This is a genomic window from Phocaeicola sp. GP0067 (genome assembly GCF_031119655.1).
GTDB classification, from domain to species: domain Bacteria; phylum Bacteroidota; class Bacteroidia; order Bacteroidales; family Bacteroidaceae; genus Phocaeicola; species Phocaeicola vulgatus.
Genome location: NZ_JAVHZY010000004.1, coordinates 230019 through 240874 on the forward strand (window position 1 = coordinate 230019; position 10856 = coordinate 240874).

The 10856-nt window shown below is 42.0% G+C and carries 8 protein-coding genes; all 8 read right to left on the bottom strand.

Translation table 11 applies throughout. From position 1 onward, the window contains the following. Nucleotides 1-31: 31 nt before the first annotated feature. Nucleotides 32-1045, bottom strand: a complete 1014-nt coding sequence (locus RE317_RS05460; RefSeq protein WP_004295486.1) for a YhcG family protein — start codon at nucleotides 1043-1045, stop codon at nucleotides 32-34. A gap of 136 nt (nucleotides 1046-1181) precedes the next feature. Further along, nucleotides 1182-1508 carry a helix-turn-helix domain-containing protein gene (locus tag RE317_RS05465; RefSeq protein WP_004295487.1) on the bottom strand — a complete coding sequence of 109 codons (327 nt, stop codon included), beginning with the start codon at nucleotides 1506-1508 and terminating at the stop codon, nucleotides 1182-1184. Between the two features lie 3 nt (nucleotides 1509-1511). Next, entirely contained in the window at nucleotides 1512-1823 is a 312-nt protein-coding gene (locus RE317_RS05470) for a helix-turn-helix domain-containing protein (RefSeq protein WP_004295488.1), read from the bottom strand. 398 nt (nucleotides 1824-2221) lie between these two features. Further along, nucleotides 2222-3082, bottom strand: a complete 861-nt coding sequence (locus tag RE317_RS05475) for an RteC domain-containing protein (RefSeq protein ID WP_004303821.1) — start codon at nucleotides 3080-3082, stop codon at nucleotides 2222-2224. Between the two features lie 105 nt (nucleotides 3083-3187). Continuing rightward, a complete protein-coding gene (locus RE317_RS05480) occupies nucleotides 3188-4045 on the bottom strand; it encodes a helix-turn-helix transcriptional regulator (protein WP_005681366.1) in 858 nt (285 codons plus the stop codon). Between the two features lie 396 nt (nucleotides 4046-4441). Beyond that, nucleotides 4442-6028, bottom strand: a complete 1587-nt coding sequence (locus tag RE317_RS05485; RefSeq protein WP_005839819.1) for a RagB/SusD family nutrient uptake outer membrane protein — start codon at nucleotides 6026-6028, stop codon at nucleotides 4442-4444. A gap of 23 nt (nucleotides 6029-6051) precedes the next feature. After that, nucleotides 6052-9045 (bottom strand): TonB-dependent receptor, encoded by a 2994-nt coding sequence (locus RE317_RS05490; protein WP_074783696.1) that lies wholly within the window; start codon nucleotides 9043-9045, stop codon nucleotides 6052-6054. A 569-nt stretch (nucleotides 9046-9614) separates the two neighbouring features. Then, complete coding sequence (locus RE317_RS05495) at nucleotides 9615-10775, bottom strand: site-specific integrase (protein WP_074783695.1); 1161 nt, start codon at nucleotides 10773-10775, stop codon at nucleotides 9615-9617. Nucleotides 10776-10856 lie beyond the last annotated feature (81 nt).

Here is a 10856-nt window from a genome sequence, read left to right on the forward strand (position 1 = left end):
GGCTTTTTTCATATGTCCGTGAGCGTTGTCGTCACACTTCCTGCAAGAGTGTTTGCAGCTCCTCCTGCGTGGGAAGATAGGTCATGTACTGGGCGGCGAAGACCTGCTTTTCATCTTCGGGCAGCGTATAACGGACGACCGCGTCGTTTTTCTCCGCGCAGAGGACGATACCCACCGGAGGGTTATCCCCGGGATTCATCAACTCACGGGTGTAGTAATTGACATACATCTGCATCTGCCCCAAATCCTGATGGGTCAGCTCCCCGGATTTAAGGTCTATTAAAACGAAACAACGGGCCAGGTAATTGTAAAAGACCAGGTCGATGTAGAAATGCTTGTCATCGAAGGAGATACGCTTCTGTCGCGCGACGAAGGCGAAGCCTTTCCCGAGTTCGAGCATCAAGCGCTGCAAGCGGCTGATGAGCAGTTGCTCCAGATCGGTTTCCAGAAAATGCTCTCCCTGCGGGATACCGAGAAACTCCAGGATATACGGGTCGCGGATGATCTCTTTGGGTTCGACACGTCCGGGTTCGGTACGGGAAATCTCCTCTTTCACAGCTTTCTTGTCTCGGCTGGCCAGCAGGCGGTCATAGAAAAGCGTGTTGATTTGGCGGTCGAGCTGCCGGACACTCCAGTTTTCCTTGACGCACTCGTGCAGGTAAAAATCACGGGCGGCATCGCCCGACACCTTGAGAAGCGTGCGGCAATGCGACCAGCTCAATTTATCACACAGCGTGTGATATTTCGGGTAGCACTGGTAAAACTGCCTCATGTACCGCAGGTTGGTGGCCGTGAACCCGTTTCCGAACTCCGCCACGAGCCGCCTGGAAAGGGTGTTGATGACAGCCTTGCCATATCCGGCACGGTCGGTTCCCTGCTGCTCGTACTCCACTATGTATTTCCCTACCTGCCAGTAAGCCCTCACGAGGGTCGAATTGACATGATGTATCACCTTCGCGCGCGCTTCCTGCAAGATATGGCGCACATTATGCAGCAGCTCTTCCTCCCCTTTGTCGGCAGGATATATTTTATCAGTTTCTTTCATTGCTTCATTATTATATAGGCTTCATTCAGCAAACATACTGATTTTACGGCAAATATCGAGCGGTTGTACCGCCTTGTCGTGCCTTATTCCATGTATCTCCGCGTTTTTCCATGACGCCGGACTCTCGGGACAGGGCCTAACCGGAACCGGCAGGACGATCCTTTTTCAGCTTGCGGAAATTACTGAAGTTACGCTCGATGAACCGCAGGACGTCCGATTCCCGGTAGAAGGTCTTGTGATAGATCATCTCGTAAGGCAGCTCTCCCGAGGTGCGGTAACGCTGGAGTGTGCGCTTGCTGATATTGAGCATACGGCACAGGTCGTAATTGTCCAGAAGACGCTCCCCGTCAGGCAGGATGGAAAGCGGTTGCTCCACGTCCCCCGCGCACAGCTTCTCGATACGTTCCAGCCGTTCCGAGAGCCGCTGCATCCATCCGTCGAAATATTCCTTGTCCAGAAACATGGCCTACTCCTTTGGTTGGTTCTTGCGCCGCACGGAACGCTCCTTCAGCACACGGCGGATTTCCGTGAGGGAATAATACAGCTTCCGGTTGATGGCCGAATAGGTGATCACGTGATCCGAGCGGAGGCGTTGAAGGGTACGCCCGCTGATACCCAGGTAACGGCAGACCTGCTCGCCGTCCATCCATTCGTCGTTTATATACTCCTTATTCCATGCACGCCCCTTTTCAGGGAGAGAGGCGATTGCAGCCTCTATTTTCTCTATACGCCCGACAAGCTCGTTATAGGCTCGCGAACCGATCACTATGATTTTCATACTCCTTTGTTTTTTAGTCTGTTACAAAGGTCGGGCTTATATGGACAGCTTAAAACGAGGTCGGTACGACTTTTTTTTGATAATTTGCAGTGAACTGATTCTCAACGGTTCATGCGGTGAAGAAGGCAGTGTTTTTTACCGAAATCCGCGGCCCGTACTCGGTATTTTTATGGGCAGAAATGCGATAGAATACTGTGATTCAACGCTTAACGGTGTTCTAATCCGGACGGGGCTACAACGGAACACCCGTATCGGCTCCTTATACGGGTGCAAATACGGGCGTTCGGGAAAGTTCCTTTCGAGAGTTACGGGGGAAAACCGACCTCGGTTCTTTTGTTATATACAACGCTGATTATCAGTGTTTCTATAAGGAATAGAGTGCTTTACCGGTTCATATTCTACTCGGAATTGCCGTTTTTCTTGTTTCGCTTCCACGTCTGCATACGTTTAAGCAGGGCCTCTTTCGCCTTGTCAAGCCACGGTGTCGGGTTGTTTCGGATTTTCATATCGCAGAATGTCCTCGAAAGGTTCATGTCGAGGTGTACGTTGAAAGCGTTGGAAATGTAGCTGGCAAGTTGCGTGAGTGGCACATTGCCGAAACAGCCTTTACTGTCGAGCAGGTAAATAAGTTCCGTCAGATCCGTCTTCGAGTCCTGCCATGTCGGACGCACGTCAGACAATGGCAGAACCATGTTCCGGAGGTTCGTGCTCTCCAGTGATTCCAATTCGCCCATAAGATAAACCGACAACATATCGTTGGCCAGGATTTTCGCCACCTTGAAATCCGCGTTTGTCGAAAACTGCGGGTCGAGTTCATAGTAGAAGGTTTCCAGGTATTGCTCCGTGTCGGTCTGCCCGCGCAGGAAATAGAGGCTGTCCAGGTGTGTAGCGCCGCTGCGGAAATAGCGGATAAAGTCAAGGCGTTTCTGCGTGTACGCGTTGATGGCCCGAACATGGGCGTCCAGGTACTCCCGTTGTGCCTCGATACTTCCTACCGGACGGTTCATCTCGATATTGTAGAGCTTGCGGTAATAGATCAGACGGCAAAAAAGACGGGGTTTGATTTCTTTGAAGAACTTTATTTCCTCGTCATCGTTTTGAAAACGGTAGCCGATGATATATTGTTTCAAACGGTCGAACGCTTCTCCCAGGACACGTGACGCTTCAAGCGACTTTTTCAACACGTCGGTATCCCGCGATTCGATACGTTCGATACTCCGCAGGACTTCGCTGTTTAATTTTTCTATAAATGCAATCATAATCCGTCTTGTTACTTTCGCGTATAAAGTTAGCGAATCGAAAAACCGGCGGATTACGATTTTTATCTTTCTCTTCGTTTTTTTATCACGAGGCCGATTTTAATGTCAGATCCGGCCTTCCTGGCGGATGGAAGTGGGATTGCTCCCCATATTCCGCTTGCAAAAGTCCGTAAAGTGGGATTGGGCGGAGAAACCGCACATGTAGGCTATTTCCTGCAACGTGTAGTGTGTCGTCCGCAGCAACTCCCCGATACGTTCGATACGGCGCTGACGTAACCACGAGGAGGCCGAGCAGCCGAAAACCCGCTGGAAACGCCGGCGGAAGGTAATCGTGCTGGAATACCCGCAAACCCCGGCGAGTTCCGTGACGTTATCCGAGGCAAGATAATTCGATTTGACACGGGAGATGAACTCGTAATCGTCCCCCAGGTGCAACAGCTCCTCGAACTCCCCGACATCGGCGGGAGTGAGATGTTCATAAGAGGCGTCGAGCATTTTCAGCATGACAGCAGCGTTACATTCAACGGGCATACCCAATGTCTTACGGGCTTCACGCAGGTAATTCTTAAACCGCAGCCGCAGCGTGTCGTGATGCGGGTAGGAACACTGGAACAGAATGGTGCAGACCGTCCGCAGTTCATCGACACAACAGTAGCCGAAATACCACGTTACAAGACGCTCGACGTAATGGACGGCATGAAACTCCTCCGAAAGCATCAGAAGAAGCAGGAACGGGGTGAAATCCTGGTATTCCCCCGTTATGGGACGGGGTGCTTCGTCAAGCAAGGAGGCAATGTCCCGCATCAGAAGAGAATCTCCCGAGTACGCTTTTATTTGTTCGGAACTGCGGGCATAATCCCGGTAACGCGATATGACCGCCGACAAAGCATTGAACTTCACGGCGTGAACGCCTTCTATAAAGGAAGGGCGAAGACTGTTGTAAATGGATAAGTCGGTTTGCATAAGTCATTTCTATAAAACGGAGCCGCATCCCCTTGTTGCCAAAGCTCCGCAAGTCGTTACTTATGAACCGCTTGGAACACGGTACGAATCCTAATTACAAATATATCGCATCCGACAATCCGGAACAAATATCAGCAGGCAAAAATGAAAATAAACCTCGTTATTTTTGATTTTTACCTGCAATAATATTATATTTGCAAACAAATAAGAGTTGTTTGACAGCATGAGAAATATAGTGTATCAAAGCACTTTACCAATTTCTTATCCGTTGCCTATTCTCATGCGAGTTTCTTTTAATCTATTTGTAGTCAATTAAATACCTTCAGACTACATCAAATATAAGAAAAAAAGAGGATGAACGTTGAACGTCATCCTCTTTTTTATTACAGTTATTCCCTATAGTTGTGGTTGTGGAGCAGCCGGATTGTTATCAGTGTCACTGATTCCGGAATTGGTTTCCATTTCACATTGCGGAATCCGATAGATCAGGATCTGCGCTTCTGCTGCTGAATTATATTGTACAGACGGGTCATAATTCGTATTCTTACGAACCACCGGCTTTTTCAAGCGTAGGATATCGAACAGTGAGAAACCTTCTCCCCAAAGTTCCATACGACGCTGCAACCAAACCTCATCCTGAAAATCCTGTGCCGAATTAGCTTTACTTGTAAAGGAAGGATCCCGATATGTCCGTACAAAATTTTCCAATGTACTCTTTCCGCCACTCAGATTACCACCCATGGCTTCTGCCTCAGCCTTTATCAGATACATTTCTTCAACACGCATCAAAGGCCAGTCTGACGCATTGGTTGTGTTACCAAATATACTTTGATAAGCTCCGAACTTTGTATTTACATACGGAGTCAAACCAAAATATTCAACGATGGAAGTACCCTCAATCTGCTCATTATCAATCAATGAAGATTTATTATCCGGAGACAAGAACCATTGTTTACGGATATCTGTTTCGGGTATTAAATCATATAATGCAGAATTCACCTTTCTATATCCATCAGGCACTCCTGAAGTATAACCGTTCCCGGTAAAAGAGCACAAGTGCGAAGGCCAGTTGATAATACCTGTCTGGACAACATCATTATCAGGCGTAATCATCACTCCCCATAACCATGAACTTGCCGATGCTGAATTAAAGGTAGGAGTAGATACCTGGGCTAAAGTCTGAGGTGTACCGCCAGCAATGGCACGTTCTGCATCTTTAGCTGCATCCGCCCATTTTTGCATTAACAGATTAGCACGAGCACGCAATCCGTAAACTACTGCCTCATCAATCTGATCTTTGTTTGAGCCATTATCATACCCGGTCAATAAATCAGCAGCCGTATTCAGGTCACTCATAATCTGGTCATACACCTGCTGTACAGTTGCACGCGGATTATTCTGCATATCTTCATCAGTCATTGTTTCTGTAACAATAGGTACTGCCAGGCTATTTTCATGACCTGCATAAGTAAACTGATAAATTTGAACCAAGTTCAGATAGTCATAAGCACGAGCAGCTAAAGCTTGGCCACGATAAACCTTCAAAGAAGAATCTTCCGTATCTGCCGCTATCAATTTCAATACATTGTTTGCAGCTTTCAAGTGATTATAGAACGTTTTCCAAATCAATTCATCGCTTGAACTATCGTATACTCTGTCACTATAATTCTGAGATGTATTAAACCAGTTATATCCATTAACCAATGCAACCAAGTCCTGCCCTCCTGATTCCAATATCATAGATACCGCAGGAATACCATAGTCATTATGATAAGTAGTGGCATCATCTGAAATCGTACCAAAAGTATTTAATTTGGCTGCCATAGCGTTCACTTCAGCAGTTATCAAATTAGGTCTGCCATTGATTATATCTTCTTTCTGTTCTTCAGATATGTAATCTCCTTCAGGAAATTTATCCAAATCGCAAGATGCCATTAATAAAGCGACACTTGCAAATGCTATATATTTATTTGACAATTTCATATTCTTAAAAATGGGTTGCTAAATTAGAAATTTAAAGATATACCTCCGGAAATTGTGCGGATAGGTGAATATACATTGTCAGCAGCCACATAACCTTGACGTGGGTCCAACCCTTTGCGAGCTGTCAGCAAAGCCACATTATCTGCAACAAAGAATACACGGACACCGTCAATCTGCATTTTACGTGTCAGACTCTTCGGCAAAGTATAACCCAATGTAATATTCTGCAAGCTTAAATAGTCCGAACTAGTCAAGAAACGATCTGTTAATCTGTTCGTATATTGGTCATTAATATTCATACGAGGAACATCCGTATTTTTATTTTCAGGAGTCCATGCTTTTAACATATCTTTATGCAAAGCACTACCTGTGGCTGCCACATCCATCAATCCTTGATAAGTATAGTCCAGAATACGTCCACCAAGCTGGTATGCAAACGAAACAGAGAGATCAAAGCCATAGGCTGTAACACTTGTTCCAAAACCACCATAAACTTTAGGTAGAATATCACCTGATGCGAATCTGTTTTCAGAAGCGACAGAATAAGATTTCGTAACTGTATTACCATTCTCATCCGGAGTCACCAGCGCCCACAGACTCTCTCCTGTTTCAGAATCCACACCTACATATTTAGGTAAATAAAGCTGGTACATAGACTCGTCTTCACGATAAATCCGGGCACCGTCAATCAATTGTCCATTCAGTTCTGGAGATAATTCCAAGACTTTATTCTTAAAATGTGTAAGATTAAAGTTTACATTCCAGGAAAAATTCTTGTTTTCAATTATATTGGAATACAAGTCCAATTCAACCCCACGGTTTACCATTGACCCCACATTCTCAGGAAAACGGGAATAACCCATTGAAGCTGCTACCGGTTTGAAATAAAGCATATCGGTTGTTTTACGTGAGAAGTACTCAACAGAACCACCTAACTTACCACCCCAAAAAGCGAAATCAAATCCAGTATTAAAGCTGTGTGAAGTTTCCCAAGTAATTTCCTTATTACCTTTATAATATAGAGAAGTTGAAAAATCGCCATTACTGTTTGCCAATGTATACTGGTCTTGATACGGATAGTAGTTACGGTACAAACCACCTTGGAACATCAAGTTATCATTACCTTGCAAACCATAGCTGATTTTAAATTTCAACATATCAATCCAAGACTGGTTTTCCAAGAATTTCTCTTTGCTTAATAACCATCCAGCTCCTACAGACCAGAAGTTACCCCAACGATTATCCGGGTGAAAACAAGAAGAAGCATCACGACGGAAAGAAGCTGAAACAAAATACCGTCCATCATAGTCATATTGTGCACGGAACAGCCATCCTTCTGTTGCATAATTACGAGAATATGAATTATTGCTCTGGTTCATAATACCATTGCCTAATTCAGGAACATTCGGATCATACAATTTCTCACGTTGTCCGTACAAATATTGATATTTATAGTCATAACTTTCATGTCCGGCCAAAATATCCACATTATGAACATCATTAAATGTTTTGTTGTATGTCAACAAATACTGCTGATTTACACTAAATGTACGCTCACTAGATACACTGATCAAACCTCCGACTCCGCTAGTTTCAGAATACTGTCCGTAGAAGGGGTTAACCATCTCTGTAGCACGCACATTATTTACATCAACACCTATATTCACTTTTGCCTTGATTCCATTCCAAATATCAATATCAGCAGACCATTTTCCACTAACCACATCACCCGAATATTTCATTTTATCCAGCATATAACTTGCCAACGGATTTGCATTAGGAATCGTATTACGGCTACCATTTGAATCTTGTCCTGGCTTTCCATAATCATAACGAAGGAAACCTCGATTATCTACCATAATATTACCCTGTGCATCACGAACATACATAGGATAAATGGCTCCCATAATATTTGATGCATAAAAGATGTTTGCATTTGATGTACCACCCTCAGTATCCTGTTCACGGCTATCATAATGAGTAAATGATACATTTCCTCCCATCTTCAGCCAAGGCTTCACTTGATAGTCAGCTTTCAAACGTGCAGAATAACGTTGGAAACCAGAGTTAGGAACAATTCCCTTATCATCCAAATAGCCGGCCGACATATAATAATTCATTTTTTCAGTCGCACCGCTGATACTTAAATTATACTCTTGACGCAGGTTATTTTCAAAAATTTCATCCGACCAATTATCCGGAGTATAATAATATGTACCATCAGAATAACCTAATGTCGCATTAGGATTCAATTTGCCATCCATACCGATCAGTTGCTGTCCTTGAGGAATGGAATACACCTGATATCCCAAATATGTAGAAGAAAGCATTGCTTGATTAGCGTACGCATTAGCTTTAGCCAAATCTCCGGCTGCCGCATATCCTTTCAAATCGGCATTATAAATAGAAGAATAGTTTAATTCATAGAATGTAGCCGGATCCGTAATTGTTTCATAATTAGGTACTCCACGTTTATTCACACCCCATTTAGCGTCAAAAGTAACACGGGCTTCCCCACTCTTACCACGCTTGGTAGTAATCAAGATTACACCATTAGCACCACGTGCACCATACAGAGCATTAGAAGCAGCATCTTTCAACACTGTCATTGATTCTATATCAGAAGTACTGATAGCAGAAATTTCACCATCATACGGAACTCCATCTACCACATACAAAGGCTTGTTACTAGCCGATATAGATCCAATACCACGAATACGCACTTCAGCATCTTTGCCCGGCTGACCATTATTACTCGTAGTTTGTACTCCGGCTACTTGACCCGCCAAAGCATTTGTCACATTTGAAGTTTGTCTCGTCGCTATTTTTTCATTTTTTATAGTAGCAGCCGAACCTGTAAATGCAGATTTTTTCGCTGTACCATAAGCCACCACCATTACCTCTTCAAGCTGTTCTGTATCAGACTTTAATACAATATTCAAGTTTGCTTTAACTGGCACTTCTTGTGTAGCCATTCCGATAAAGGAAACTACCAAAGTCTTTGCGGAACTAATCATTTATGTAAATAATTGATAACCAGTATATGTATTGCTGAATCTCTTATTCGTTTTCCTTGATTTAAGCCGTTTAAAGAGTATGATAATAATAATTTTCTACCTTTCTTCTACTGAAAAAAGAATTGACTTGCAGCATTCCTGTTCGTTGTTACTCTGTTCATAAAATACCTGAAGTACTAAGATTGATATTTCTCAACTTTTTAAATATTTCAAAACTTCCAAAGATTGTTTGCACTTTAGATTACAAAAGAAGATAGTAGGACATGAAGTAAATTAGCAAACTATTATTATCATTTTCTGATATAGAATTTTATATGCGCATATTATATGATATACATATATGAATTTTGCAGAAATTCAATAACCTTGATACCTATTTTCTACCCGGTTAGGCTGAGATGGAAATATTGTCACATTTTATTTCTTTTAGTTTATCGTATTGCAATCACAACAAAAAATTATCATGTTCACAAAACGATAAACTTTATTAAGAAGATAAGGCTATATTCACTTTTGAAAATGATTCTTCTTCATCTTTATAAGAGATAATGTATAGACAATAGAGTTAATTATCTTTTTTGACATTTTTTCAAGTCTCGTATAATTGTACTTCCCATAACTTCTCCATAAATTTGTGTTGTAGCAAGGTTTTTATGTCCTAATAATTTTTGCACGGTTGTTATATTAGCACCTTTATATATCAATAAAGTAGCATTAGTATGCCTTGCAGAATGGAATGAAAAGTGTTTGCTTATTTTTGCCAATTTGCCAATTCGTATCAGCTCTTTATTTACACTTGAGTTATTTTTAATTGAAAAAAATGAGCTCCATTTTCCCTGGTATTTTTGTAATAAAGTTAAAGCCTTACCTTCAAACAGCAAGTTTAAAGGCAATTTCACTTCTGTACCTGTTTTGACAGAGTCAAAGATTAGCCATAATTTCCCATCCATTTTTACGATATTTTTCTCATTCAAATTCACAAAATCAGAATACCGCAATCCCGTATAGCAGCAAAATAAAAATGCATCAAGAGTATGTTCCAGACAACTATTTCTTCCTGTCAAAGACACTTCTTCCAATTTTTTCATTTCTTCCGGTAATAAAAAAACATGTTTTCCTTCCTTCATTTTAATTTTATATCTTCTGAAGGCATAGTTATTGGGGTCAATGTATCCTTTATTAATTGCAGCATTAACAAAAGATTTCAAATGTTTCATATGCTTGGCTACTGTATTTGTTTGATATCCAGATTCATAAAGAAATTTTTCAAAATTCGTAACGAAATTATAGGTTAAGTCTTCAAACTCAATTGTCGGTTTGAACGATTGTAAAAGGGATATTGTTGTTAAATGGTTGCGCTTAGTGCTATCTTTTAGCTGAGAAGACATTATTTCTTTACGCGCAAACCCTAAGAATGAAGCATCTGTATTCGATTTGAACTCTTCTTTTATGAGGCTTAAGGTTATTGTTTTTCCTTGCCTCCACAAACTTAATTCTTTTTTCTCTAATTCAATAATAAATTCATTAAGCATGCCATTCAGCGCATCTTGGTTAGGATGATCTTTGATAATTTTCCTTTTTACATCCCATTGTTCTGGCCGTAAATAAACATGTGTGGAAAAATACACTTTCTTTTTATTCAAGTAGGCTTCAACTTGGACCAAAGCGGTCCCTCTGTCATTTAAACTTTTTTTTCGATTGTAAACGAAACGATAACTGATTTTCCTCATAATTTAATTCTTTAATTGAAATTCTATAATAAGACGCAATAAAGAAAAGTAGAAAAGCATTATCCTACTATTTTGTTCTCA